This is a genomic window from Streptomyces sp. NPDC056479, assembly GCF_042795335.1.
Classification (GTDB): Bacteria; Actinomycetota; Actinomycetes; order Streptomycetales; family Streptomycetaceae; genus Streptomyces.
Map to the genome: position 1 here is coordinate 446,461 of NZ_JBHTRZ010000002.1, position 26,626 is coordinate 473,086.

At 70.5% G+C, this 26,626-nt stretch carries 15 protein-coding genes; 4 read left to right on the plus strand and 11 right to left on the minus strand.

Features of this window, described 5'->3' with window-relative positions; all coding sequences use genetic code 11:
• The first annotated feature begins 71 nt into the window (after positions 1 to 71).
• Positions 72 to 1,208 (plus strand): alpha/beta hydrolase-fold protein, encoded by a 1,137-nt coding sequence (locus ACFQ6S_RS08350; RefSeq protein ID WP_383405069.1) that lies wholly within the window; start codon positions 72 to 74, stop codon positions 1,206 to 1,208.
• A 4-nt stretch (positions 1,209 to 1,212) separates the two neighbouring features.
• On the opposite strand, the gene ACFQ6S_RS08355 is transcribed toward ACFQ6S_RS08350, so the two are convergent.
• The 9 genes from ACFQ6S_RS08355 to ACFQ6S_RS08395 form a co-directional block, all read right to left on the minus strand.
• Positions 1,213 to 1,905 (minus strand): hypothetical protein, encoded by a 693-nt coding sequence (locus tag ACFQ6S_RS08355; protein WP_383405071.1) that lies wholly within the window; start codon positions 1,903 to 1,905, stop codon positions 1,213 to 1,215.
• Positions 1,906 to 2,060: 155 nt separating this feature from the next.
• On the minus strand, positions 2,061 to 3,761 hold the full coding sequence (locus ACFQ6S_RS08360) for an ABC transporter ATP-binding protein (RefSeq protein WP_383405073.1): 1,701 nt from the start codon (positions 3,759 to 3,761) through the stop codon (positions 2,061 to 2,063).
• On the minus strand, positions 3,748 to 14,673 hold the full coding sequence (locus ACFQ6S_RS08365; RefSeq protein ID WP_383405075.1) for an amino acid adenylation domain-containing protein: 10,926 nt from the start codon (positions 14,671 to 14,673) through the stop codon (positions 3,748 to 3,750). Before ACFQ6S_RS08365 ends, ACFQ6S_RS08360 begins: the two co-directional genes overlap by 14 nt.
• 59 nt (positions 14,674 to 14,732) lie before the next feature.
• Positions 14,733 to 16,520: an ABC transporter ATP-binding protein gene (locus ACFQ6S_RS08370; protein WP_383405077.1), complete on the minus strand. Its 1,788-nt coding sequence runs from the start codon at positions 16,518 to 16,520 to the stop codon at positions 14,733 to 14,735.
• Positions 16,521 to 16,522: 2 nt separating this feature from the next.
• Positions 16,523 to 17,581 carry an iron-siderophore ABC transporter substrate-binding protein gene (locus ACFQ6S_RS08375; RefSeq protein ID WP_383405079.1) on the minus strand — a complete coding sequence of 353 codons (1,059 nt, stop codon included), beginning with the start codon at positions 17,579 to 17,581 and terminating at the stop codon, positions 16,523 to 16,525.
• 112 nt (positions 17,582 to 17,693) lie between these two features.
• The gene (locus tag ACFQ6S_RS08380) at positions 17,694 to 18,536 is read right to left on the minus strand and encodes an ABC transporter ATP-binding protein (protein ID WP_383405082.1); all 843 of its coding nucleotides are present in this window, start codon (positions 18,534 to 18,536) and stop codon (positions 17,694 to 17,696) included.
• A 39-nt stretch (positions 18,537 to 18,575) separates the two neighbouring features.
• On the minus strand, positions 18,576 to 19,679 hold the full coding sequence (locus ACFQ6S_RS08385; protein ID WP_383405084.1) for a FecCD family ABC transporter permease: 1,104 nt from the start codon (positions 19,677 to 19,679) through the stop codon (positions 18,576 to 18,578).
• Positions 19,676 to 20,734 (minus strand): FecCD family ABC transporter permease, encoded by a 1,059-nt coding sequence (locus ACFQ6S_RS08390; RefSeq protein WP_383405086.1) that lies wholly within the window; start codon positions 20,732 to 20,734, stop codon positions 19,676 to 19,678. The genes ACFQ6S_RS08385 and ACFQ6S_RS08390 overlap by 4 nt, the downstream gene beginning before the upstream one ends.
• A gap of 93 nt (positions 20,735 to 20,827) precedes the next feature.
• Positions 20,828 to 22,186 carry a lysine N(6)-hydroxylase/L-ornithine N(5)-oxygenase family protein gene (locus tag ACFQ6S_RS08395; protein ID WP_383405087.1) on the minus strand — a complete coding sequence of 453 codons (1,359 nt, stop codon included), beginning with the start codon at positions 22,184 to 22,186 and terminating at the stop codon, positions 20,828 to 20,830.
• A gap of 228 nt (positions 22,187 to 22,414) precedes the next feature.
• On the opposite strand from ACFQ6S_RS08395, the gene ACFQ6S_RS08400 reads away from it, so the two are divergent.
• On the plus strand, positions 22,415 to 23,362 hold the full coding sequence (locus ACFQ6S_RS08400; protein ID WP_383405089.1) for a methionyl-tRNA formyltransferase: 948 nt from the start codon (positions 22,415 to 22,417) through the stop codon (positions 23,360 to 23,362).
• 71 nt (positions 23,363 to 23,433) lie between these two features.
• Here ACFQ6S_RS08400 and ACFQ6S_RS08405 read toward each other — a convergent pair whose 3' ends face one another.
• Positions 23,434 to 24,072: a class I SAM-dependent methyltransferase gene (locus ACFQ6S_RS08405; RefSeq protein ID WP_383405091.1), complete on the minus strand. Its 639-nt coding sequence runs from the start codon at positions 24,070 to 24,072 to the stop codon at positions 23,434 to 23,436.
• 238 nt (positions 24,073 to 24,310) lie between these two features.
• Here ACFQ6S_RS08405 and ACFQ6S_RS08410 point away from each other — a divergent pair, with 238 nt between their 5' ends.
• The gene (locus ACFQ6S_RS08410) at positions 24,311 to 24,937 is read left to right on the plus strand and encodes an NADPH-dependent F420 reductase (protein WP_383405093.1); all 627 of its coding nucleotides are present in this window, start codon (positions 24,311 to 24,313) and stop codon (positions 24,935 to 24,937) included.
• 1 nt (position 24,938) lies between these two features.
• Here ACFQ6S_RS08410 and ACFQ6S_RS08415 read toward each other — a convergent pair whose 3' ends face one another.
• Positions 24,939 to 25,730 carry a maleylpyruvate isomerase family mycothiol-dependent enzyme gene (locus tag ACFQ6S_RS08415; protein ID WP_383405095.1) on the minus strand — a complete coding sequence of 264 codons (792 nt, stop codon included), beginning with the start codon at positions 25,728 to 25,730 and terminating at the stop codon, positions 24,939 to 24,941.
• Positions 25,731 to 25,820: 90 nt separating this feature from the next.
• On the opposite strand from ACFQ6S_RS08415, the gene ACFQ6S_RS08420 reads away from it, so the two are divergent.
• Entirely contained in the window at positions 25,821 to 26,519 is a 699-nt protein-coding gene (locus tag ACFQ6S_RS08420) for a lipoprotein (protein ID WP_383405097.1), read from the plus strand.
• The last annotated feature ends 107 nt before the right edge of the window (positions 26,520 to 26,626 follow it).

Consider the following 26,626-nt stretch of genomic DNA (forward strand, 5'->3'; position numbering starts at 1 on the left):
AACATTAGGTTAGCCTGGCCTAATTGACAGGAGCTTAGCCGTCGTCGCTTCCCCGTCACAAGGAGACGTTCATGCGCCCGGTCACGGCCGACATGGAGAACGCCTTCGCCGAGTTCGGAATGCCCGGCAAACCCGGCACCGACGAATTCTGGGCGGCGGCAGGGGCACCCGCGTCGGTGCCCGCCGACGACGGCGGCTGGATGACCCTCTTCCTCCGGCGCGGGGCCGAAGCGGCGAGCATCGGCTTCGAGAGCTGGTCGGATTCGGTACCCCTGCGCCGCTGGGGCGACACTGACTGCTGGTACGCCGAAGTCCGCATGCCCGCGCGGCTGCGGGTGACGTACCAGTTCCTCGTGGGCGACGCGGCGTACGCCGACCCGCTCAACCCGGTCGGTGCGGGCGCCGACCGGTCCATCGCGGCGACCCCGGACGCCCCGGCACAGCCCCACTGGCCCGTCATCGGCGCCGCCGACGTCCTGCCCCTCCCCCGCACCCGGATCCGCTGGGCCAGTGAGCGGCTCGGCGGGCGCCGTACCGTACGCGTCCACCCGGCCGGGGGCGGTGGACCGGTGGTCCTGCTGCTCGACGGGGACGACTGGCTGTACCTGCACCCTGCCATGACCGCGTTCGACTCGGCCGTCGCCAGTGGCGAGTTGCCCCCGGTCACGCTCGTCTTCCTCCCGGCCAAGGACAGGGCCGCAGAGTTCACGTGCAGGCCCGAACTGTGGGAAGCGGTCCGGGACGAGCTGCTGCCGCTGGTGAGGGACTCCGGAGTACCCGCCGACCTGGACCGGTTGGTGGTCGCGGGTCAGAGCCTTGGCGGACTGAGCGCCATGTACGCGGCGCTGGAGTTCCCGGATCTGGTCTCCCGTGTCGCCTGCCAGTCGGGGTCGTTCTGGTGGACGCCCGCCGCCATCGACCCGGCCGATCCCTCGGCCGACCCCCTGGGCGGACCGGTCGGCGGAGCCGTCGCCGCGCGCCTGCGGGAACAGCGTCCCGACCTGTCCGGGCTACGGATCGCGTTCGACGTGGGGGAACACGAGAAGCGGATGCTGCCCCACTGCGAGCTGGCCGAGGCCCTGACCGAGCAGGCCGGCGCGACCGTACGGATCTCAAGGTCGGCGTCGGGCCACGACCGGGCGGGCTGGCGGCACGCACTGCTCAGGGGTGTCGCCTGGGCATTGGGCGCTCAGCCGGGGGCAGGGTGACGATTCACTCGGCGCCCAGGCGCGACTCGGCGCCAGGGCGCCTGAAGTGGGCGTAGGGCGGATACGACTTGAAGCAGATCAGCACCTCAAGGGGGTGCCCGCCGCCGGGTTCCTGGACCAGCGTCGGGAGCGCTGTCATCAACGCCGAGCGTCCTTCGACGACACGCTTGTGTTGCGGGCCCCAGCCCGCCGCGTAGGCGAAGCACGCAGCCGTCTCTGCGAAGACGTCCCTGCTGCCGAACAAGAAGAAGGTTCGGGCGTGGGTGGCGTGCCGCAGCCCGTCCCGGGAGTCGGGCCGCTCCCAGTGTTCTCGCCAGGCGGCGGCGTCCCGGGCGGTGCGTGCCTCGTCGGTGCGGACGGTCAGCGAAGTGCCGTTCACCAGCTTGCGCCGCAACTCGGGCCACTTGCTGGGGCGTAGGCCGAGCGTGTGGTGGGCCACCACGAGGTCGACCGGTTCGCCAACGCCCTCGTCGGGCGGGAGGCCGTCGCGCAGAGGTACATGGACGATCGTGTGCCGGGAGTAGGCGGCGAAGGAGAGCAGGCCCGCGAGCCGGTTCAGCCCGTCGTGGTCGCCGAGCAGCAGGCCGATGGGCTCGGGGGGGCGCAGGGAAGTGTGACGGAGGGGCTGGCGCGGCTGGACGACACGGTGTTCGTGCGGCCCGATCCTGGGCCGGAACTGCTGCAGCCTCAGCCGCATACGGAGTGCCTCATGGCCTCAGCATCGTGGGCGGCGAGTCCCCTCGGCAACGCAGATTCCGCCCCGGCGGCGGTGAGCCGGCATCGTACCGATCCCGTCGAGCCGTTCACGCGGATGGCCGACCAGTTGGCGATGTGTGCTGCCGACGGGGCGCGTCACCGAGCCACCGCCAGACGGTAGTCCTCGTCGGTGGCGAGCAGGTTCCGATGCGTGTCCTCGGCCGTGACGACCCCGTCGTCGAGTACGAGGACCCGGTCGGCGGCGTCCAGGAGGGCCGGGCTGCTGGTGATCACGACGGTGGTGCGGCCCCGGCGCAGCTTCGCGACGTTGCGCGCGATGAGCTGTTCGGTGACCGCGTCGACGGCGGTCGTCGGGTCGTGCAGGACCAGGACGTCGCTGTCGGCCGCCAACGCCCGGGCCAGGGACAGCCGTTGCCGTTGTCCGCCCGAGAGGTTCGCGCCGCGGTCGCGGACGCCGTAGTCGAGTCCGTCGCGGTGAAGGGCGACGACGTCCGTCAGCATGGACGCATCGACGGCCTCGGGGACCGACCGGCTGGTGCCGGACGGGTCGATGTTCGTGCGGAGGGTGCCCGCGAAGATCTCGCCGTCGTACGGGTTCACCAGCATGTGCGCGCGGACCGCGTCGATCGACAGGTCCGCGAGCTCCCGCCCGCTGACCCGCACCGCTCCCTCGTACGCGTCGGACGGGACGTTCACGGCCAGGACCGACGCGAGGTCGGCCGCCACGCGCGGCTGGTAGGCGGCGATCGCCACGAACTCCCCGGCGGACACCCGGAACTTCAGGTCCCGCAACGTTCCGTATCGGACGCTGTCGAGCTCCAGGTCGCCGCCCGCGACCGGGAATTCCGGCCCCGGCGTCGTGACCGGCGGCGCGGTCAGGACCAGCGCCATCCGCTCGGCCGAGGCGCGCGCCATCATCACGTACTTCGGCATCTCCGAGAACAGTCTGAGCGGCTCCATGATGAACTGCGCCAGCCCCACGGCCATGACGAGTTCCCCGATGTTGATCTGCCCGTCGAAGGCCAGCCAGCCCGCCGTCAGGGTCACGGCGCCGGCGAGGACCGCGTTGAGGGCCAGCGCGGCGCCCGCGTACGCGCCGTTGACCTTGGCGACCGTGATCGCCTGGAGCTTCGCCTCCGTGCTGACGTTCCGATAGGACCGGAACGCCGCGTGGTTGCCGCCGAAGCCGTGCAGCGGACGCAGGCCTGTGATCAGGTCGGCGACCTTGGCACCCGCCCGCGCCACCCGGGCCTGCTGCTCCTGGGTGCTGGAGCCGATCCGCCTGGACAGCACGCTCAGGATCGACATGATCGCGACGGTGCCCACGATCACCAGCAGACCGAGCCGGATGTCGGCGAGGCCCAGCGCGACTGCCGCGACGACCACCGCGACCAGCGAGCTGATCAGCAGCGGCACCACCTCGATGATGTCGGCGGTCTGGTCGGCGTCCTCGGTGGCGATCGTCAGTATCTCGCCGGACTTGAGGTCGACGTCCCTGGCCACCGGCTGAAGGCCGCAGGCCGCGACCTTCACCCGCCAGCGGTGCGCCTCGGTCGTGTTGGCCTTCTGCAGGACGCGCATCCCGAACCGCCACGACAACGAGACGGTCGTGATGATCACGGCCAGCGCGGCGATGGACAGGCCGAGCGAGCCGAGGCTCCGGTTCTGCATCGTGTGCTCGACGATGAGTCCCAGCGCGATCGGGAAGGCGGTCTCGCCGGCCTGGTACAGGCCCATGAGGACGGTGCCCCAGGCCATGGCGGCGCGGTTGCGGCGCAGAGCGGTCCGGAGGATGTAGGACCCCGGGCGGGGCCGCTGCGTGTCAGGAGTGGTCATCGAGGTGGCGGGCAATCGCTTCCGGGGTTCGCAGGGTGAACAGGTCTCGGATCGTGATCACCGGACCGTACTCGCGGCGGAGCAGTCCGATGAGACGCACCGCCAGCATGGAGTGGCCTCCCAGGGACACGAAGTCGCTCACCGCGCTCACCTCGTCGTCGTCCAGGTCCAGTGCCTCGGCGAAGTACTCGCACACCACGGTCTCGGTCTCGGTCACGGGAGGGCGCTCCCCCGCCGTGGTCAGCGCGCCGAGCGGCTTGGCCTCCGGCAAGGCCTTCGTGTCAGCCTTCCCGTTCACCGTGAGCGGGATGCCGTCGACCTGAGCGTAGTGCGTCGGGCGCAGGAAGTCCGGCAGCCCGGCGCCCACCTCGGCGGCCACCTCCGCCAGATCCGCGCCGTCCAGCACGAGGTAGGCGGCCAGCCGGTACGCGCCGTCGACCTGGGGGTCGGGCTGGGCGACCGCGGCGACGAAGCGCACCGCCGGGTGCGCCGCGAACACCGCCTCGACCTCGCCGAGTTCGACCCGGTGACCGCGGATCTTGACCTGCTGATCGGTGCGGCCCAGGTACATCAGGTTCCCGTCGGACCGCCGGAGCACCAGGTCCCCGGTGCGGTACATGCGCTCGCCGGGTTCGCCGAAGGGGCAGGCGACGAAGCGGTGCGCGGTCTGGGCGGGCTGCCCGAGATAGCCGCGCGCGATGCCGATGCCCGAGACGTACAGCTCGCCGGGGACGCCGTCCGGCAGGGGCCGTAGCCACGGGTCCAGCACGTACACGTCGGTGTTGTCGATGGCCACCCCCACCACCGGGTCCTCGCACTCGAAGGTGCCGACGCCCAGGGTGTTGATGGTGTACTCGGTCGGTCCGTACAGGTTGTAGCCGACGGTTCCCCCGGTCTCGGCGAGTCGCTGCCACAGCGTCGGGGTGACGGCCTCGCCGCCCAGGAGCACCAGCGGCGGACGCCGACCGGGGTTGTCCAACAGACCCTCGGCGACCAGTTGCTGGGCGTAGGTCGGCGTCACGTTGATGACGTCGATGGCGTGCTCCAGGCAGTACTCGACCAGGCGGGGCGCGTCGCGTCGCAACTCCTCGTCGCAGATGTGCACTTCATGCCCGTCGGCGAGCCACAGCAGTTCCTCCCACGACATGTCGAACGCGAACGACACGGTGTGGGCGATCCGGAAGACCCGGTGCCCGTGCTCCGCCAGCACCGGTTCGAAGATCCGGCGCTGATGGTTGATCAGCATGTTGGTGAGCCCGGCGTACTCGGTCACCACGCCCTTGGGCTTCCCGGTCGATCCGGAGGTGTAGATCGTGTACGCGGGATGCCGCAGCCGGTGCGGGTCGTCCGGCGTGAACGTCACGAACGGCTCGGCGTCCGGCAGCGGACGGTCCAACTCGAGCAACTCGCCCGTCAGGCGCGGAGAAACGGCGCTCACGGTGAGGATCACGTCCGGGCGGGCGTCCTCGACGATCGCGGCGATCCGCTCGTCCGGATGGTCCAGCTCCAGCGGCACATACGCGGCGCCGACGCGCAGGACGGCGAACAGCGCCGCGATCCAGTCGAGGGAGCGCGGGATCGCGAGCCCCACGGTCGTCTCGGGGCCGATGCCGCGCGCGGCGAGCACCCCCGCGACCGCACGGCTGCGGTCCCGCAGTTCGGCGAAGGTCATGGCCGAGCCATGGGCGACCAGCGCCACCCGCTGCGGGTCACGGTCCGCGGCCTGGTCGAACCGGTCGACCACGGTGTCCGTGCCGACGTCCGTACGCTCGCCCGGCGCGGGCTGCGACCCCAGCCCCCGCAATGCGCCGACCGGTCCGGTCGCCCGGGCCAGGTCTTCGAGTACGCGCAGGTAGTCGTCGAGGAGACGACGGGCCTTGCCGGTGTCCTCGTCGCGGTACTCCAGCTTGACCGTGAGCCGGTCGCCGGGCGTGACGACCCACGTGAACGGATAGTGGGTGGAGTCGTCTGCCTTCACCGAGGTGATGCCGTGCCGGGCGTTCATCTCGGCGAACGCGTCCATGTCCAGGAAGTTCTGGAGCACGAACAGGTTGTCGAACAGCGTGTCGTGCCCGCTGGCCCGCTGGATCTCACCGAGCCCCATGTGCTCGTGCTCCATCGCCGCGACCCTGGCGGCCTGCACGGCCGAGAGGTACTCACGGACGGTGTCGTCGGGCCTCGCCCGGGTCCACATGGGCACGGTGTTGAGCAGCACGCCGACGATGTCGGCCAGCCCCTCGCCCTCCCGGCCGGAGACGGTCACACCGAACACGGCGTCACTGCGGCCCGTGCGGGCGCCCAGCAGCAGGCCGAAGGCCCCCGTCAGCAGCGAGTTCAGAGTGACGCCGTGCGCCCTGGCAGCTTCCCTCAGCAGGTCCGACTGCTCGGCGGACAGGGTGTGCACGAGCGCGAGTGGCAGGTCGTCCGAGAGGGCGGGCGCCGGTCCGGCCAGCAGCGTCGGGCCGGGGAGGCCGGCCAGCTGGTCCGCCCAGAAACGTTCCGATACGGCGGGGTCCTTGGCGTCGAGCGCCCGGGCGTGCTCCTCGAAGCTCGGGGTGGCCGGAGTCGGTGCCGGGAACTCGCCCGCGAGGACGGCCTGATAGGCGTCGAACAGCTCCCTCAGCACGATCTCGCGGGACCAGCCGTCCCACAGCAGCAGGTGGTAGCTCAGCAGCAGGCCGTCGCGGTCGTCGGGCAGCCGCACCACCGTCATCCTGATCAGCGGCGGCTCGCCGGGATCGAATCCCGTGTCGCGGTCGCGGGCGCGCAGGGCGTCGACCTCCGCGTCCGTGGACAGGGCGATCGTCCGGACGCCGACGCGGCGGCCCGCGGCGAGGGTCTGGACCGGGTTGCCGTCGTCGTCGGTGGTGAAGCCGGCACCTACGACCGGGTGCCGGGCGATCACGTACGCCATCGCCTCGGCCAGCGCATCGGTGTCCAGTCGCCGGTCGAAGGTGAACCAGCTCTGGGCGACGTAGTGTCCCGCCGAACCCGCCATCTGGGCCTGGAAGAACAGACCGCGTTGGAGCGGGGTGACGGGCGCGGTGCGCTCGGCCGTCGCGGAGGCGTCCGCGATGCGTTCCAGTGCGCCGTGCCAGTGGTCGGTTATCTCGTAGGGGATGCCCTCGGCGAGGGTGAAGGCCGCGTGCAGGCTCCCCGTGGCCTCGTCGAGCCATGCGTTGACCTCGACGGCATACGGGCTGCCCTGGTCGCCGCCCGTGATGTGCAGCGCCTGGGATTCGCTGCCCCGGCCGAGGTAGTTGAACAGCACCTGCGGGCGGGCGGTGAGCAGCGGGGCCGTCTGCGGGTCGAGGTACCGGAGTTGGCCGTACGCGACGTGAGCGCGCTCGTCCGGCTGCCGGTCGGCGATCTCGCGGGCCGCCGCGACGGGGTCGGTGTGCGCGGTGAGCCGTACGGGCGCGATGGAGGTGAACCAGCCGACGGTGCGGGTGTAGTCGTGGTGGTCGAGGGCCGGGACCCGGCCGTGTCGCTCCAGCTCGATCGCGAGATCGGTGGGCGTCGACTGGATACGGGTCAGCGCCGTGCGCAGAGCGCCGCACAGCAACTCGGTGAGTCCGACGCCGAGTGCGGCGGGCGCGGTGCGGGTGACGAGGTCGCTCACCTCGGGCGGGAGGACGACCGTGGTCTCGCGCAGCCCGTCGACGGCGGGCAGCAGCGCGGGCGCCTGAAGCGTGGTGATCCAGTGCCCGAGGCCGTCGATCGCGTGGGCCGACCGGAGCGTCAGCGCTTCGGCGTACTCGGCGTAGGACGTGGTCGGCGGTGCGAGGGGCTCCCCGCGCAGGGCGGTGGCCAGGTCGTCCAGCAGGACCAGCCAGGACACGGAGTCGACGGCGAGGTGGTGGACGGTGACCACCAGGGTTCGGGTCGCCTCCAGCCACGAGAACGCGATGACCTCCCCGGACTCGGGGTCGAGGCGTCCGGCGGCCTCGTTCGCCGCCGTCGTGGCGTCGGTCGTGTCCGGCCTGACGACGGTGACCCCGCGGGCCGGTTCGGTGCGCAGGGCCCAGACCCCGTGCTCGACGCGCAGGCGCAGCCGGAGTGCCGGATGCGTGGCGACCACGGCGTTCGCGGCGCGCCGGGCGTCGGCGAAGTCGGTGCCCTCGGGGGCGGGCAGTGTCCTGGCCTGGGCGAACCGGGTGAGGGATCCGCCCAGTTCGCGCTGGCGCAGGATGATCGGGGTCGGGGGCAGCGGGCCGTCCTCGCGGCGGGCGGCAGGGGGCGCGGCGGCCTGCGGGGCGCTCGCCGCGAGGTGATCGGCGAGCGCGCGGGGGGTCCTGAGCAGGAACACGTCGCGGGGCGCGATGGGCAGGCCGAGTGTTCGGGCCCTGTTCACGACCGTGATGGCGATGATGCTGTCGCCTCCGGCGCGGAAGAAGTCGGTGTCGGCGTCCGCTTCGGGGACGGGCAGCGTCTGAGTGAAGACGCCGATGAGTGCGGCTAGGGCGACGGTTCCACCCGCGGGTGCCTCATGGCTGGTCGCGCAGTTCCCCGCGCCCCTATGAGGCGCGGCCGCACGCTCGATCAAGGCTTTGCGGTCCAGCTTGCCGTTGACCGTCAGCGGCAGTGCGTCGAGGGGCAGCACCCGGCCCGGCACCATGTGCACCGGCAGCTTCCGGGACAGCAGCTCGGTGAAGTCGCCCGACAGCGCGCCCACGACGTGCGCGACCAGGTGATCGCCGCTGTCCGCCACGGTTACGGCCACGTCGACCACGCCGTCGAGTTCCCTGACCGCGGACTCCACCTCGCCCAACTCGACCCTGAACCCTTTGAGTTGCACCTGGTCGTCGGCCCGTCCGGTGAACTCCAGCTCACCGTCGAGCGTGCGGCGGGCGAGGTCACCGGTGTGGTACATGCGGGAGCCGTCGCCCGCGAAGGGGTTCGCCACGAACCGGCCCGCGGTGAGCCCCGGCCTGCCCAGGTAGCCGAGGGACACCTGGTCGCCTGCGACGTAGATGGCGCCCTCACGCCCCGGCGGTACGGGCCGGAGCCGGTCGTCGAGCAGGTAGGTGACCAGGCCGGGTATGGGGCCGCCGATCGGGCTGACGTCGTCGCCGTGTGCGAAGTCCTCGTCGGTCAGCACCCGGTGGGTGACATGGACGGTGGTCTCGGTGATGCCGTACATGTTGACCAGTTCGGGCGAGCCGGTGCCGTGCCGCTCGACCCAGCCGCGCAGGCGCCCCAGCTCCAGTGCCTCGCCGCCGAAGATGATCCGACGCAGTGCGGGGAGCGGTTCTCCGGCGTGCCGGTCGGCCTCGATGAACTGGTAGAACGCGGACGGCGTCTGGTTGAGCACGGTCACCCCGCGCTCGCGGACCAGCCGGTGGAAGTCGACCGGGGAACGGGTCAGCCCGTACTCCGGCACCAGCAGCCCACCGCCGTACGCGAGCGCTCCCCACAGCTCCCAGACCGCGAAGTCGAAGGAGAAGGAGTGGAACTGGACCCACACGTCGTGCGGGCCGAAGTCCATGTCGGGCTGGGTGTTGGCGAGCAGCGTGACCACGCTGGAGTGCGGGACCACGACGCCCTTGGGCCGGCCGGTGGAGCCGGACGTGTAGATGACGTAGGCCGGGTCGTGCCAACTCACCTCGGGCGCCGTGGCGTCCCCGACGTCGCCGGCCGGCGGCTCGTCTCCCCGCACGAGCACCCGGGCCGGCACACCTGCCCTGGCCAGCAGCCCCGTGAAGCGGTCCCGCTGTTCACGGTCGACGAGGACGACCTGCGGAGCGGCGTCGGCGAGGATGTACTCCAGCCGTTCGTCCGGGTACGCCAGGTCCAGCGGCACGTACGCGCCGCCCGCGCTGACGATTGCGACCAGGGCGACGACCTGCTCGACGGAGCGCGGCACCGCGACGGCGACCCGCTTGCCCGGCCCGACCCCGGCCGCGCGCAGGGCCGAGGCCAACTGGTCTCTCGCTGCGGCCAGTTCGCCGTATGTCAGGGACCGGGTGCCGCCGTCGAGGGCGCACTGGGTGACGGCGGTGGCCGCCGGGTCACGGTGTGCGGCGGCGTCGAACAGTTCGCCCAGGGTCGTCGGAGTGATCCGCGCGGGAAGCCGGTCGCTCTCGGGCGCAAGGTCGTCGACCAGGGTGTCCGGGCGGGTGAGCAGGCCGGTGAGGGTCGAGGAGAACGTGCGCAGGATCGCCTGGGCGGTCGTCTCCCGCAGCAGCTCACCGTCGTAGATCAGGTTGAAGCGCGGACGGCCGTCGAGCGCGCGTTCCACCACCAGCGTCAACGGGTAGTGCGGGGCACCCTCGTTCATGATCTCCGAGATGACCAGCGTGTCGCCGGGCCGCCGCAGACCGTCGACATCGGTCGCGACGTCGAAGACGACCAGTGTGTCGAAGAGGGAGCCGGAGCCGGTCTGACGGCCGATCCCCGCCAGTGAGACGTGCTGGTGCGCCAGCACCGCGCTCTGGTGTTCCCGCACCGAGGCGAGCAGGGCGCCCGCCGTGGTCGTGGGGGCCCAACCGGCCCGCACGGGAATCGTGTTGATGAACAGCCCCACCATGTCCTCGATGCCGGGCACCTCGGCATCGCGGCCGGACACCGTGGAGCCGAACACGACGTCCGTGCCGTGCAGGATGCCGCCCAGGGTCACCGCCCAGGCGCTGTGCACGGCGACGCTCAGCGGCACGCCGGCGGACCGGGCGGCGGCGTCGATGTCGGCCTCCGGCTCCACGGCGATGTCGGTGAACCGGTCGGACGGGGTATGCCCCTCGGCGACCAGCGTGGGGCCGGGCAGCTCGGCGAGTTGCTCACCCCAGACGCGGTCACTCTCGTCGTCGTCGCGCCCTGCGAGCCAGCCGACGTAGTCGGGGAAGCCGCCGACCGGGAACACGGTCCCGGGCGCGTGGTACTCGGCCAGCAGGGCGCGGAGCATCGGCGGCACCGACCAGCCGTCGGCGATGATGTGGTGCACGGTCTGCACCAGGACGTGCCGTGAGCCCGCGTCGATGAGCGTGTACCGCATGAGCGGGCCGGTGGCGAGGTCGAACCCGGCTCGGCGGTCACTCTCGGCGTAGTCGCGTATCTCGGCGTCGGTGATGCCGGGGCGGTGCAGTGTGGTGAAGGGCGCCCGCACGGCGCTGTCCAGTACGGAGACCACGCGACCGTCGGCGAGGGCCACGAACCGCGCGGCCAGGTTCGGGTACAGCACGAGCAGTCGGGTGGCCGCGGCCGCGAGCCGGTCGGCGTCCACGTCGCCGTCCAGCGTCAGGAGTTGCTGCTCGACGTAGGCGCCCGCGGAGTCGTCGTCGAAGACGGAGTGGAAGTACAGGCCCTCCTGCAACGGGGTCAACGGCAGGATGTGCCGCAGTGCCGGGCCGTCCAGGTCGTCGACATCGGCCTGGGTGAGCGGCACCAGGGCGAAGTCGCTGGGAGAGTGGCCGCCCTCGTCGAGCGTGGCCAGGCCGGTGAGGGCCGTTCGGAAGTACTCGCCGAGGGTCGTGATGTCCTCGTCGGTGAACATGCCGTCGGGCCAGGAGATGTTGGTGACCAGTTCGTACTCGCCGGTGGAGGCGGGTCCCGGCTCGGCGATGGCGTTGAACTCCAAGGCGCGCGGCAGACGCATCCTCGGGTCGCGCTTTTCACCCAACTGACCTGTTGTGCCCGCGAGTTGCCAGTCGCCCGCAGCGCCCGCGTCGAAACGGCCGAGGTAGTTGAAGAGGACCTGCGGTGCGGGCGCGTCGAACGCTGTCTGGGTCAGATAGCGCAGAGCGCCGTAGGAGACGCCGTTGTCCGGCACTTGCGCGAGGTCTTCCTTGACCGCCTTGAGCGCGGCGGCCAGGTACCCCGGCGCCGTGAAGTCGGGCGCCGCGCCGGGGTCCACGGTCACCGGGAAGAGGGTGGTGAACCAGCCCACGGTCCGCGACAGTTCCGGGTCGAAGCCGGCGGAGCCCACCACGAACTGTCCTTCGCGGCCGTGGCCTTCGAGTTCGATGTGCGCGAAGGTCTGCGTCTGTCCGAGGTCCCGGCGCAGGCGGGCGAGGGCGACGGCGAGCGCGGTCAGCAGGACGTCGTTGACGCCCGTGTGGAACTTGGCGGGGATCTCACCCAGCAGCGCGGCCGTGACGTCGGGGCCGACCGAGACGGTCCGTATCCGCTCCCGCGCGACGGTGTCGGCCGCGGAGAGCGGGCGCCTGCCGAGCTGCTCGTCCTCTCCCGGCAGGGCACGCCAGTAGTAGGAGCTGTCCGCGTCGAAGGCGGCACGCTCCAGCAACTGCGTCCAGCGCCGAAAGGACGTGCCCGCCGGGGGCAGCTCGATCGGCCCTCCCGCGGTGAACTGCCGCCACGCCGTGGCCAGGTCCTCCATCAGGACCCGCCAGGACACGCCGTCGATCACCACGTGGTGGGCGACCAGGACCAGCTGCCGTGCCCCGCGGCGCCAGACGGCCCGCAGCATCGCTCCGGACGCCGGGTCCAGCCCGTCGGTGGCGAGTGCGACGCACGCGTCGAGGGGCCGGTCGCTCTCCTGCCACCCGGCGACGGCCTCGTCGGCCCCCGGTATGTCGAAGCTCCAGCGCTCGCCGCGCACCAGTCTGGCGCGCAGCATGTCGTGCCGCCGGACCACGGCGGAGAGGATCTCGTCGAGGGCGTCGGCGGTCAGGTCCGCCGGGGTGTTGAGGACCACCGACTGCACGAAGCCGTCGATCGCGTCCGTGGTCTCGCCGAGCCACTGCACGATGGGCGAGCCCACGACGGAACCGGTCGCGACATCACGGCGGTCCACCGTGGAGGTGTCCTCACGGCTCGCCACCGCCGCCAGCGCCCCCACGGTGCTGTTGGTGAAGATCTGCCGTGCCGTGACGTAGAGCCCGGCGTCACGCAGCGCGCTCAGCAGCGAGATCGCGAGGATGCTGTCGCCGCCGAGCTGGAAGAAGTCCTGGTCGACACCCACCTCTTCGAGCCGCAGCACCGCCGCGACCGCGGCGCAGACCGCGCGCTCCTTCTCGGTCGTGGGCTGTGTCAGCGAACCCGCTGCGACCACCGGCTCCGGCAGGGCGTTCCGATCGAGCTTGCCGTTCGCGGTGAGCGGGAATTCCGTCATGACGACGATGTGCGCGGGCACCATGTACTCGACCATGTGCTCGCCGGCCCACGCCTTGACCTCGTCGGCTCGCAGGTCCTCTCTCCCGGCGGCCGGTATCACGTACCCCACGAGGTAGGTGCCGCCCGCCGTGTTCTTCTTCGCCACGACGCAGGTGTGCCGTACGCCGGGGTGCTCCGCGAGACCGACCTCGACGTCCTCGATCTCCAGCCGCATTCCGCGGATCTTGATCTGGTTGTCGGCTCGGCCGAGGAAGTCCAGCGAACCGTCGGGGGCGTATCGCGCCAGGTCACCGGTGCGGTACAGCCGGGAGCCGTCGTCGGCGAAGGGGTTGGCGACGAACCGGGAAGCCGTCAGGCCGGGCGCGCCGACATATCCGCGCCCCAGGAGGAATCCGCCTACGTAGAGTTCGCCGCCGACGCCGACCGGGACCGGGCGCAGCTCGTCGTCGAGTACGTACAGCTGGGTGTTGGGGTTGGCCTTGCCGATGGACGTCGACAGGCGTTCCGCCGCGCCGCGGTAGATGACGTGCGAGACGCCGATCGTCGTCTCGGCGGGGCCGTAGCCGTGGTACATGGGGATGTCGAGCTTGGTGCGGAACCGCTCGTACAGCTCCGGGGTCAGCACCTCGCCGCCGCACCACACGTGCCGCAGGCTGTCCAGCTTCCCGGAGTCGGCCGCCATCTCCAGCAGCACGTCCAGCATGGACGACACCAGGTACGTGAAGGTGACGCGCCGCTCGGCGATCACGCTCAGCAGGTGGTGCGGGTCGCGTTCGCCGCCGGGCCGCAGGACGACCAGCCGGGCGCCGCTCACCAGCGGCAGGAAGATCTCGTTGATGGATATGTCGAAGGACAACGGCGCCTTGAACAGCGACGCGTCGTCGTGGCCGAAGCGCAGGATCTCGTTGACCTGCCACAGCAGACGCTCGCTGATCGCCTCGTGCCGGATCATCGCGCCCTTGGGCCGCCCGGTCGACCCGGACGTGAAGATCACGTACGCCAGGGCGTCGCCCAGGACGGAGACCTGGGGTCCCTCGGTGGCGTAGGAGCCGAACCGCCAGTCGCCCAAGTCCACGGCCACGGCCTGCGGTTCATCGGAGTCGTGCTCCCCCGAGTCGTTGAGCTGCAGCACGACCCGCGCGTCCTCGACGACGACGGCCCGTCGCGCGGCGGGCCACTGCGGATCGAGCGGTACGAACGCACAGCCCGCCCGGAGCACGGCGAGGAGTCCGATCACCATGTCGGCGGAGCGGCCGAGCGAGATACCGACGACCTGTTCGGCGGCGAGTCCGCGTGCGACCAGATGGTGGGCCAACTGACCGGACAGCTCGTCCGCCTGCCGGTACGTCAGCGACCGGCGCTCGTCGACGACGGCGACCGCGTCCGGTCGGATCCGGGCCTGCTCGCGGAACAGCTCGACGATGGTCGGGCGCACCCGGTTGGCCTCGGTGTCGTTCCACCCGGCCAGGGCCTCGAGCCTCGCGGCGACACTCGACGGGCCGATCGTCCCGAGAGGCCGGTCCGGGAAGTCGGCCAGATCGTCCAGCGCGAGCTGGGCGTCGGTGGGCGCCACCGGCTCCGGGACGGCGATGGCCCGGCCGTCCTCCCCGACCTCCCAACCACCGGGCCCGTCACCGCCGTTGTCGACCCATCCGAGAACCTCGGTGAACAGGGTGCCGGGCGTGAGGTCGATACCGTCGGGCCCCAGACCGGTCGCCCAGTACGACAGCCCGATGGCGCACGCTGCGGCGACGGTCCGGTCGGAATGGTCGCCGATGCGCCTGCGTACGGCGGCCAGTTGCTCGGGGGACAGCAGTACGTGACGAGCGCTCGGTTCCATCATCGAAGACTCCGCGTTCCTTCCACCGTACGAAAGTCGGCCCAACTCAGATCAGAGGTTGCTCAACTGCCCTCTCGCCAGGCCCGCCACAGTCGTGCGTACCGGCCGCCCAGAGCCACCAGTTCCTCGTGCGTTCCCTGCTCGACCACGCGTCCCGCGTCCAGCACCGCGATCCGGTCCGCCGCCATCGCCTGGGTCAGCCGGTGCGCCACGAACAGCGTGGTCCGGCCCGAACAGGCCGCCAGCACGGCCCGGTCCAGTTCGGCGGCGCCCTCGCTGCCCGCCTCCGCCGTCGACTCGTCGAGCACCACGACCGGCGACCGGGCCAGCACCAGCCGGGCCAGGGCGATCTGGGCGACCTTGGTGACGTCCAGGCGCTCACCGCCCTCACCGACCGGGGTGTTCAGCCCGTCGGGCAGCGCCTCGACCCAGCCGTCGGCGCCTACCGTGCGCAGCGCGTCCATCAGCCCGTCGTCGGTCGCGTCCGGCGCGGCTAGCCGCAGGTCGTCGGCGAGTGGCCCGGAGAAGACATGGGTCTCCTGGGTCAGGATGCTCACCAGGGCACGCGCCCCGGCCTCGTCCAGTCCGGCGAGGTCGGTCGACCCGACACGCACCGACCCGGCCTCCGGGGTCCCGATGCCCGCGATCAGCGCGGCAAGGGTCGTCTTGCCCGCACCCGTCGCCCCCACCAGCGCGAGCGAACCGCCGGCCGGGATCGTCAGGGTGACGTCCCGCAGAACCGGCTCCTCGCCGCCGGGGTAACGGAACGTCAGGCCATCGACCGCCACCGGGTACGACCCGGCGCGAGCCGCCGCTACGGCCGTGTCGCCGACGAGTCGCTCCTCCGTGGGCTCCTCCAGCACTCCGACCAGGCGGGTCAGGCTCGCGCCCGACTTCTGTGCCTCGTCGAAGGTGAACATGATGGCGCCGAGGGGGACGAACAGCCGGTGGAACAGCAGCGGCGCCGCCGACACCTCGCCCAGGCTGGCGGCATCGGTCTCCAGCAGGGCGTATCCGACCATGAGGATCAGGGTCAGCCCGATGAACTCGGCGCGGTTCTCCCGGCCGACGAACCGGCCGAAGAACCGGAAGACCTCGATCCCGAGCTCGCGCACCCGCCACGACTCCTCGGTGACCTTCTCGCGGACGGCACCCTCCAAGCGGTACGCCCGGACCGTGTCGATGCCGTTCAGGCCGCTGATCAGCGCCTGCGCGCGGTCGGCCTGGGCGGCCCGCTGCTTCTGGTAGAGCGGGGCGGACCGGGGCAGATACCAGCGCAGGGCCAGCGCGTAGGCGGGCAGCGCGCCGGCGCCGGCCAGGCCGAGCCGCCAGTCCAGGCCGAACATGCCGACCGTCGCGATGACGACCAGCACCCCCGCCGAGAACACCGTGGGGATGGCCGTACGGATGCCCTTGGAGATGACGGCCACGTCGTCTCCGACCCTGGACAGCACATCTCCCCTGCCGACCTGCTCGATCCGGGCGCTCGGCATCCCGAGCACGGCCCGGACGGCGCCTTCGCGCAGCCGCGCGAGCAGATCCGCGCCCAGCCGCCCGATGAGGTATGTCGACACCGCGGTGGCCGCCGCGCCGAGCAGTGCGGCGGCCACCATCAACGCCCCGATCGTGACCAGGATGGAGCGCGCCCTGCCCTCCACCACCCCGTCGACCACACGGCCGAGCAGGAGCAGGGGCAGGACCTGGAGCGCCGCCCCCGCGACCGTGGTGAGCACGGTGGCGACCGTCAGCCAGGGCACTTCGCGGCAGTGCGCCGCGACCCATCGGGTGGCCTCGCGTCCGGTCGCCGTGCGCAGGGTCGCCGGGGCGACGCGCGTGTCGGTGGCGCTCACACCTAGCCAGCCGACTTGACGAGTTCGTCGATCGCGTACGGCATGGAGAGCAGCGTGCCCTGGGAGATGGCCGCGCCGACCGCAGGGCCCTCACTGTCCAGCAGGTACGACACCTTGCCGTTCTTGACCGCGTCCAGGTTGGTGAACAGCTTGAACTTCTTCAGCGCCTCCGTGTCCGCCTTGTCGTTGATCACGAAGATGCGGTCGACGTCGACCAGGTCGATGCGCTCGGGCGAGAGCTTGGTGTAGAAGCTGCCGTCGGCGACCTTGTCGATCTCGGTCCGGTACTTGAAGCCGATGCCCGACACCAGCCGTCCGCGCACGTCGGTCGAGGTGAACGGCGCCACCGAGTTCTCGTACCAGGACAGGGAGACGGCCGTCTCCTTCCCGAACTCGGGGTGTGCCTTCTTGGCGGCGTCGAGCTGCTCCTGCACATCCGAGATCATCTTCTCGCCCTCGTCAGCCTTGCCGAGGGCCTTGGAGATCTGCAACGCGTTGTCCTGCCAGGGCGCGCTGAACGGCTCCTTCTCGGCCTTGGTACGGCCGACGGTCGGAGCGATCTTGGAGAGCTTGTCATAGGCGGCCTGGTCGACCTCGGAATAGACCGCGATGATGAGATCGGGACGCAGGGTGGCGATCTTCTCGTAGTTGGGGCCGGAGTCACCGTTCTTCATGATGACCTCGGGCTTGGCGTCGCCCCACTTGTCCTTCACCCAGGGCCACTGCGTGTTGATGTCGGGGCTCTTGCCCGCCGGGTTCGGGTACTGGTCGGTCATGCCGACCGGCTTGATGCCGAACGCCAGGACGGTCTGGTCGTCCGTGTAGCCGACGGTGACGACCCGCTCGGGAGCCTTGGTGATCTTCGTGGATCCGAATGCGTGCTCCACCGTGACCGGGAATACGCCGGCGGCGGCAGTCGAGTTGTTGTCGCTCGCGTTGTCCGCCGAGTCGGACGAGTCGGACCCGCATCCCGCGAGGAGGCCGACGCCGAGAGTCGCGGCGGACAGGGTGGCGGCCAGCCGCCGCCAGGGCTTCATACGCGTCGTTCTGGTGAGGAGCATCCGCATTCCCCTTGCTTTCGCGCTTTCCACTGCACCCCCGTCTAAGGGCAGGCAAACCTTAGCGTGAGCAGGTGAGGCAAGCCTAGCCTAACTTCTCCAACTTTATGGATATCTACGGGAGTTGGACGTGAGTGCGACCGATCGGCACGATGAGCGGCCTGTCACCCACCGGGTCGTCGATCACCAGGGCGCGCAGACCGAACGCCTCGTGCAGCAGCTCGGCGGTGATCACGTCCCGTGGGTGACCCTGCGCCAGGATCGAACCCTCCCTCATCACGATGAGGTTGTCGCTGTAGCGCGTGGCCAGGTTGAGGTCGTGCAGCACCATGACCACGGTGCACCCCGACTCGTGGAGATCGTCCACCAGGTCGAGCACGTCGATCGCGTGCGCCAGATCCAGGTAGGTGGTCGGCTCGTCCAGCAGCAGCAGGTCGGTGCCCTGGGCCAACGTCATGGAGATCCAGACGCGTTGACGCTGTCCGCCGGACAGAGAGTCAACCGGGCGATCGCCCAGGTCGGCAACCCCGGTCATGGCCAGCGCACGCTCCACGACGGCGGCGTCGTCCGACGACCACTGCCGCAGCCAGCTCTGGTGCGGATGACGGCCCCTGGCGACCAGGTCGGCCACCGTCAGCCCCTCCGGCGCGACCGGCGCCTGCGGCAGCAGGCCGAGCTTCTTCGCCACGTCCCTGGTCCTGAGTCTGCCGATGTCGTCGCCGTCCAGCACGACCGTTCCCCTGGCCGGCTTCAGCAGCCGCGACAGGGTCCGCAACAGGGTCGACTTCCCGCAGCCGTTGGGCCCGATGATCGTGGTGACGACGCCGGACGGGATCGCCACGTCGAGATCCTCGATGACCGTCCGGGCGCCGTACCCGACCGTGACGCCTTCGGCCGCAAGCCGTGCGGCGTCGACGACTCCTGCCTCGGTCTCGGTTGTTGTCTGCTGAGCGCCCACAAGGCCCCCTCCGTTCACGCTTCCTGACCTTTGCTCCGGCTACCTGAGGTTCGCCCGCACCAGCAGATAGACAAGGAAGGGACCGCCGATCGCGGCGGTGACCACGCCGACCGGGAGGCTGACCGGCAGCGCCGTGCGCGCCACCAGGTCCGCGCCGATCAGCAGCAGGGCGCCCACCACGCCGGACGCCACCATCGGCGGCGTCGGACACCTCGCCAGCCGCATGGCCACCTGCGGCGCCACGAGCGCGACGAACGGGACCGGACCTGCCGCGCTCACCGCCACGCCGGCCAGCAGGACCGCGCACAGCAACAGGACCGCTCGCACCCTCGTGTACCGGACGCCCAGGCCCGCGGCGACGTCGTCGCCCAGATGCAGCGGCTTGAACTGGAAGGACACACAGGCCACGACGACCATCAGGACCAGCGTGCCCCAGATCGCCACCCGGACCTCGCCCCAGGACCGGTCGTCCAGCGAGCCGACCAGCCAGGCCTGGGCCCGGGCCACATCCCTGATGTCGGCCGTGACCAGCATCCAGGTCGTGATCGCCTCCATCACGGCGCTCACCGAGATGCCGATCAGGATGAGCCGGAAGCCGTCGATCCCGCGCCGCCAGGCCAGGAAGTACACCAGCAGACCAGTACCCAGTCCGCCCGCGAGCGCCGCCGCGGACAGGCCCACCGAGTTGACGATCGCCGCGGCGGTCCCGCCCGAGACGGTCACCAGAAACACCGCGACCGCGCTGGCGCCACCGGTGATCCCGAGAATGTCCGGGCTGGCCAGCGGATTGCGCGCGATGGACTGCGTGATCGCCCCGGACACCCCCAGCGCGATTCCCACGACGAGCCCGGCCAGGGCACGCGGCATCCGCAGGTCCATGATGACGAACTCGTCGACCTGCTCGCCCCGGCCGAGGAGTGTGGCGATCACCTGGTCAAGACCGATGGGGAATTCCCCGACACCGATGGACAGACAGAACACCAGGAAGGTCGCCGCCGCCAGCAGCAGCGTGACCAGGACGACCCAGGGGCGCCAGACGAACGACACGCTGCCGAGGCGCACGCCCGGCACCACCGACGGCTTCATGTCCGCCGGGTTCGGCTGCACGTCTGTCCCGTTCGCCTTCAAGTCCACCCCGCTCATGCGTTCTTGAACTTTCCGCGCCACACCAGAACCGCGAAGAACGGGGCGCCGAGAAGAGCGACCAGGACACCCGCGTCCAGCTCGCTCGGCCGCACCACCAGGCGGCCCACGATGTCGCAGACCAGCAGGATGACGGCTCCGAGCAGACCGGCGTACGGCACCAGCCAGCGATAGTCGGGCCCGGTCAGATAGCGGGCCACATGGGCCACCATGAGCCCGAGGAACGCGATGGGGCCGCACGCCGCCGTCGCCGCGCCCGCCAGCAGGGTGATGGCGGTGATGCCGATGGTCCGGCTCAGCGCGATGTTCAGGCCCAGCCCTCGCGCCACGTCGTCGCCGAGGTTGAGCAGGTTGATGGCGGGCAGTGTGGTCAGGGCCAGCACCAGCCCGACCACGATGAATCCGGTCACCGGCCAGATGACGTCGAATCCGACACCGGCCACGGAGCCCGCGTTCCAGAACCGCAGCGCGTTCAGCGACTCCTTGTCCGTCAGCGCGACCGCGGTGGTCATCGCCATGAGGAACACCGCGACGCCCTGTCCGGCCAGAGCGAGCGTCAACGGATTACCGGCTCCCCTGCCGATGCTCGCCAGACCGAACACGACGACACCGGCGGCCGCGGCCCCGAGGAAGGCGAACCAGACGTACTGGAACGGATCGGTGAGTCCGAACAGGGCGATCACCGACACCACGGCGAACGAGGCGCCGGTGTTCACCCCCAGCAGGCCGGTGTCGGCGATCGGGTTGCGCGTGTAGCCCTGGATCAACGCCCCGCCGACACCCAGGGCGGTGCCCGCGACGATCGCGAGCACCGTCCGGGGCACCCGCACGGTCTGCACGATGAGCCTGATCTCGGTGAGGCGTTGATCGGCGTCCGGCGGCGCGAACAGCCCGTGCCACACCTCGGCAGGGCTCAACGCGCGCGCGCCGACGGCCAACGACGCCAGCGCCGCGATCACGAGGATCACCACCAGCGTGCCCAAACCCATGACCCGTCGCCGACGGGCCGGTGCCGTGCCCTTGAGCGCCGGGCGCTCGACTGCAGTCGTGCCCATGTCGACGTACGTTATCCCTTTGGTTCAGAAAGGATCGTGCCCACAACACCCCCTAAGCTCGGGCCTGTTGGTGGTTCACGGCAAGTGGGCGTCCTAACGGGCGGCGGTGCTGCCGGTTCCGTCGGCGACCGTCCGGGCCTCGTCGGAGGCGGACTTGAGACCCCGGTCGAGGAGCGAGTCGAGGATCTCGCCGACCCTGGTGGCGGTGTTGGACAGCAGGGACGACGTGATGCCGTGGGTGTGTTCGGTGCCGCCCTGCAGGTAGATGCCGCAGGGCAGGTCGGGGTCCGTCGCGATGCGGTAGTCCCGCTCGACTCGGACACGGCCCTCGTCATCGCGCAGGCAGTGGTCGGCGACCTCGCCGAGGAGGCCCAGAGGGTCGGCGGGGCTGTAGCCGGTGGCGAAGACCACGACGTCCGCGTCGAGGGGTGTCTCGTCGCCGGTGACGAGGGACGTCACGGTGGCACGGACCTTGTCCGGCGTCTCCTTGACGTCGGTGAGCCGCGACACGTTGAGGAAGCGGAGCCGCTCGGTGCCGAGGACCTTCTCCTGGTACATCTGCCGGTACAGGTCGTCGATCAGGTCGATGTCCACCACGGAGTAGTTGGTGTTGCCGTGGTAGTCCATCAGCCGGCGTTTGACGTTCTCGGGCGCGGCGAAATACTCGTCGACCGCCGCGGGGTCGAAGATCCGGTTGGCGAAGCTGCTGTCGTCGGCGGGGCTGTATCCGTAGCGGGAGAAGACCGCGCAGATCTCGGCCTCGGGGAAACGGCGGTGCAGGTAGGCGACGTTCTCGGCGGCGCTCTGCCCGGCGCCCACGACGATGAAGCGAGAGGGCGAGACGCCCTCCAACTCATCGACTTTCGCCAGTAATTCGGAGTTGTGCCAGACGCGTTCGCCGCGCTCCATACCTTCCGGCATGAGGGGGCGCAGGCCGGTGCCGATGACGAGATTGCGGGCCCGGTGAACCAGGAGCCCCTCCCCCGAACGGACCGTCACCTCCAGGTACTCCACGGCTCCGTCACGGACCACGGGCGCGACCCCGACGACCTCATGACCGTAGGAGACCATGTCCTCGACCTTGGCCGCCGCCCACTCGAAGTAGTCGTGGAACTCGACCCGCAGCGGGAACAGGTTCTTGTGGTTGATGAAGTCGATCAGCCGTCCCTTGCTCTTCAGGTAGCAGAGGAAGCTGTACTCGCTGGACGGGTTCCGGAGCGTCACCAGGTCCTTGAGAAAGGACACTTGCATGGTCGCGTCGTCGATGAGCATGCCACGGTGCCAGCCGAAGCAGGGCTGCTGCTCGAAGAAGTGGGAGGTGATCGCCTCCTGCCTCCCGGCCCGTGCGTTGTGCTCGCTGAGCGCGATCGCCATGGCGACATTGGACGGTCCGAAGCCGATGCCAATGAGGTCGTGAACCGGTGTTGCGTCACCAGGAAGAACCTGTGACATGTCTCTCCCATCGTGCGGGGCAGTCGCCTGTCGGGCGTGGGGAAAGTACGGGGAGCGGGGCGGGCCGACAGAGCGGCAAACCGGGAACTTAGGTGAGCCTAAGCTAATTCCGAGAAGGTGTCGATAGGACGCCTCGACTCAAGTGGCAGGCCACATAGGCCCGTTGTGCACTAAGGCAAGCCTTGCTTTACTTGGCCTCGGTCAATCCCTGCTCTGAGGAGGAAGCCCATGCGGGTCGTCATGTTCGGCTACCAGACCTGGGGGCATCGCACCCTTCAAGCCCTCCTGGACTCCGAACACGACGTGGTCCTGGTCGTCACACACCCCAAGAGCGAGCACGCCTACGAGAAGATCTGGAGCGACTCGGTCGCCGACCTCGCCGAGGAGCACCGGGTCCCGGTGGTGATCCGCAACCGCCCTGACGACGAAGAGCTGTTCGAGCGCCTCAAGGAGGCCGACCCGGACATCATCGTGGCCAACAACTGGCGGACCTGGATCCCTCCGCGCATCTTCGACCTCCCGCGTCACGGCACTCTGAACGTGCACGACTCGCTCCTGCCGAAGTACGCCGGCTTCTCCCCGCTGATCTGGGCACTGATCAACGGCGAGTCCGAAGTGGGCGTCACCGCGCACATGATGAACGACGAACTCGACGCCGGCGACATCGTCCGGCAGGAGGCCGTGCCCGTCGGGCCGACGGACACCGCCACCGACCTCTTCCACAAGACCGTCGACCTCATCGCCCCGGTCACCATCGGCGCGCTCGGCCTCATCGCGTCCGGGCAGACGGAGTTCACCAAGCAGGACCGGTCCCGGGCCAGCTTCTTCCACAAGCGGTCCATCGAGGACAGCCGCATCGACTGGACCTGGCCGGCGGAGGACCTCCAGCGCCTGATCCGCGCCCAGTCCGAGCCGTACCCCAGCACCTTCACCTTCCACAAGGGCAAGCGGCTCGAGGTCCTCGCCGCGGTGGTCTCCGAGGGCCGTTACGGCGGCACACCCGGCCGCATCTTCTACCGCGAGGGCGACGGCGTGGTGATCGTCGCCGGGGCCGACGCCCGAACCGGCGGCAATCACGGACTGGCGATCACACGCGTACGGACGGAAGACGGCCGGGAGTTGGGGGCGAGCGAGTACTTCACCTCTATGGGCGGTTACCTGACGAGCCGTCCCTGAGCGCAGATCCACCGCCGCAGGAGTCCACCGCCGCGCGGATCCCAGTCCGCGCGCCGGTACCAACGTGCACGTCAGGCGCCGGCCCGCCGGATGCGCCACACGTTGTCGTAGCGGAAACCGTCCACCCCCTCGGGCGACACGTGCTCACTGCGCACCGTCTCCAGCGTCTCCACGGTCCAGCCGGCCTCGGGGAGCGCGAGTTCGTCGAGGACGCTGCTCAGCGTCGGGAACTCCGCGTCGAAAGGCGGCTCGGTCTGCCATGACGGCCAGCCGGCGTGCATGACGATGAGAAGGGTGCCGCCGGGTGCGACGGCGTCGGCGGCCTGCCGCAGCACGCGCTGCTGGTCGAGTTCGACCGGCGACTGCAGAAACTGCGCGTTCACCAGGTCGAAGGATCCCTCCGGGAACGTCTCTCCAAGGACATGCCGTTCCCAGGCCGTACGGTCGCTCACACCGGCCTCTGCGGCATGCCGCGCGGCGCGCTCCAAGGCCGTGTGCGAGATGTCGGCGCCGGTGACCCGCCAGCCGCGCGAGGCGAGCCACACCGCGTCGGCCCCTTCGCCGCACCCGAGGTCGAGCGCGCGGCCGGGCCCGAAGTCGTCCACCTCGCGGACGAGCAGCGCGTTGGGGCGACCACTCCACAGCCGACCGCCGTCGCGGTAACGGGCCTCCCAGAACTCGGCGGCCTTCAGGGGGTGGGTCTCGGTCATGTCGCCTCCGGGTACGCAGGTGGTGTGGCGGGACTCGGGCTCGGTTCCCGCGCGGGACTGCCCGGTCCTTGTTCCAAAAGCCTGCGCGACACGTCGGCGAGTGACAAAGAGTGTTGCCGGTTCGGCAAAACCGGCGAGAAGCGAGAGCCCACGGGACCACAGGACTACGACCTTGGTGCCGGTCCAGCTGGACCCGCCGTCCGATCCGCCGGGCCCCCGCCCCGCCTAGCGTCACAGCATGCGTATAGGACTACTCGGCACCGGCAACGTCGCACGAGCACTGGCCCACGGCTGGAGCACCGCAGGACACGAGGTGCTCCTCGGCTCCCGGACCCCGGAGGAGCGGACGGACCTCGACCACCCCGTGGTGAACCTGGGCGACACCGCCGCCCACGCAGAGGTCTTGGTCAATGCCACTCCGGGCACCGTCTCGCTCGAGCTGCTGCAATCCATCGGGACCCCGGCGCTGGCCGGCAAGCTGCTGATCGACGTCGGGGTCGGCCTCTCCGACGACTACACCCAGCTCTCGCACCCCAACAGCAGCCTGGGGGAACAGATCCAGGCAGCCTTCCCCCTGACCTCCGTGGTCAAGACGCTGTGCACGATGGACTCCACCGTGATGACCGCCCCGGACGGACTCGACGGCCCGAGCACCGTCTTCCTCTCCGGCGACGACGCCGGGGCCAAGCGGACCACCGGCCGACTGCTCACCGACCTCGGCTGGCCCCCGTCGTCCCAGCTGGACATCGGAGGCATCACCACCGCACGCGGGCAGGAACACTTCGCGTTCCTGTTCATGGGCATCGCCGGCGGACTCGGCTCCCACACGTTCAACATCAACGTCGTCCCTCGCACCGCCGACTAGTTCACGCCTCCGGCGCCTCCAGCCAGAAGCCCGAGCGGGTCCGCCACAGGTCGAGCAGTGCCGTGTCGCCCTTGGTTTCGACGGCGAACGCGGGGCGCTTGTAGAAGTAGAGAAGCAGGTCGGTCACCGGGCCGCGTGCAGTGGCGGTGGCGTCGGCGGTCCCAGGGCGCCAGACGGGGCGCTCGCCGGTGAGGTCCACGTGCCACTCCGCGGTGTCGGTCGCGTCGAAGTGGAGCATGCGGTCGGGGCCGAGCAGTTCGGGCAGGTCCGGCCGGGGCTCGAACGCCTCGGGGAAGGTGGAGTACTCCAGCCATTCCTCCACCGCGTCCACTGCGAGGTCGGTGTCCAGTCCGAACTCGGCCCCGGCCGCCAGGGCCGCGTCGGCCCGGTGCACGACGGTCTCGTACGTCATGCGCCGGGCCCAGAACGCCACCGGCGCCGGCCGCTCGTCGGAAGGGTTCCAGGCGAGGGCGTCGGGCCCGGCGGCGCGGAGGGTTGCGCTGAGCCGTGCCGCTCCTTCGGTGAGCCACGGGATGATGACGGACGCGTCCTCGTCGGTGCGGGCGGTGAGGTCGTTGACCCCGTCGTCCGGGACCGGACCTGTGGCGCGGGTGCGGACGATCTCCTCCGCCCAGCGGTGGTCGCCGCCGACGTGCCGCAGCAACTGGCCGAGGTTCCAGCCGGGGCAGGAGAGCACCGGGGCGGTCATGTCCGCGCCGCGCACATGGCCCGCGAGCCGTTCGGTCTGGGAGACGATCTCGTCGCAGTGGCGGTCGAAGCTCAGCGAGGTCATCACCTCATGATGCCGCAGGGCCAGGATCGGCCTCGTCGGTGGTCTCGGATACTGTGAGCCGGTTGAGCAAGATCGGGAGGGGAAATCGCGATGCTGGTGGGGGCGGGAAAGGCACGGCTGCGGCTGGCCCAGGCGGCTTTGCTGGCCGGGGTGCTGACGGGCTGTTCGGGGGCGGCGGAGGACGACGCGAAGACGTCGTCCAGTGCCTCGGCGTCGGCCGACGCGGCGAGTGCCGACGATACGACGGTGAAGAGCGGGGGCAGCATCGGCGCGGCCGGCTCGGCGTGCGAGCTTCCCGTCACCTTCGACATCGCGGAGGACTGGAAGGCGGAGGCCATCGACGACGGAACGGGCGGCGGCGGTGAGGATTCCGCCGAGCCCGACAGCGAGTTGGCCCAGGAGGTCGCCGACGCGCTCCTGCACCAGGGCCCGGTCACGGCCGCCTGCGAGGTCGACGCCAAGCCGGCCGGGAACATCGGCTTCCTCCGCGTCTGGACGGGCGAAGCGGCTGACGGCGACGCCCGTGCCGTACTGGAGGCCTTCGTCCAGGCGGAGAACGGCGCGAGCAAGGCGAAGTACAGCACCTTCGGAGCGGGGGGCCTCAAGGGTGTCGAGGTGAAGTACCTCGTCACGAGCGAGCTGCTGGAGGAGACGAAGGAGGAGACCGCGCTGGCGGTCTCGACGAAGCAGGGTCCGGTCGTCATCCACCTCGGCGGAATGGACACCGACGAGCACCGGGCGATGCTGCCGGCGTACGAACTCGCCAAGCGGACGCTGCAAGGAACGTGAGCGGGGGTGGGGCCGGTGTGGGGGGAAAGGCGTCGCGCCGGGGAAACCAGACAGAAAAAGGCCGGGGGCAGCGCAAGGAACAACCGCCCGGGCCACCCCTTTTTCTT

Coding starts and splice junctions, on each gene's coding strand:
- ACFQ6S_RS08350 (WP_383405069.1), top strand. CDS start 72: ATGCGCCCGGTCACGGCCGACATGGAGAACGCCTTCGCCGAGTTCGGA.
- ACFQ6S_RS08355 (WP_383405071.1), bottom strand. CDS start 1,905: ATGCGGCTGAGGCTGCAGCAGTTCCGGCCCAGGATCGGGCCGCACGAA.
- ACFQ6S_RS08360 (WP_383405073.1), bottom strand. CDS start 3,761: ATGACCACTCCTGACACGCAGCGGCCCCGCCCGGGGTCCTACATCCTC.
- ACFQ6S_RS08365 (WP_383405075.1), bottom strand. CDS start 14,673: ATGATGGAACCGAGCGCTCGTCACGTACTGCTGTCCCCCGAGCAACTG.
- ACFQ6S_RS08375 (WP_383405079.1), bottom strand. CDS start 17,581: ATGCTCCTCACCAGAACGACGCGTATGAAGCCCTGGCGGCGGCTGGCC.
- ACFQ6S_RS08385 (WP_383405084.1), bottom strand. CDS start 19,679: ATGAGCGGGGTGGACTTGAAGGCGAACGGGACAGACGTGCAGCCGAAC.
- ACFQ6S_RS08390 (WP_383405086.1), bottom strand. CDS start 20,734: ATGGGCACGACTGCAGTCGAGCGCCCGGCGCTCAAGGGCACGGCACCG.
- ACFQ6S_RS08395 (WP_383405087.1), bottom strand. CDS start 22,186: ATGTCACAGGTTCTTCCTGGTGACGCAACACCGGTTCACGACCTCATT.
- ACFQ6S_RS08400 (WP_383405089.1), top strand. CDS start 22,415: ATGCGGGTCGTCATGTTCGGCTACCAGACCTGGGGGCATCGCACCCTT.
- ACFQ6S_RS08405 (WP_383405091.1), bottom strand. CDS start 24,072: ATGACCGAGACCCACCCCCTGAAGGCCGCCGAGTTCTGGGAGGCCCGT.
- ACFQ6S_RS08410 (WP_383405093.1), top strand. CDS start 24,311: ATGCGTATAGGACTACTCGGCACCGGCAACGTCGCACGAGCACTGGCC.
- ACFQ6S_RS08415 (WP_383405095.1), bottom strand. CDS start 25,730: ATGACCTCGCTGAGCTTCGACCGCCACTGCGACGAGATCGTCTCCCAG.
- ACFQ6S_RS08420 (WP_383405097.1), top strand. CDS start 25,821: ATGCTGGTGGGGGCGGGAAAGGCACGGCTGCGGCTGGCCCAGGCGGCT.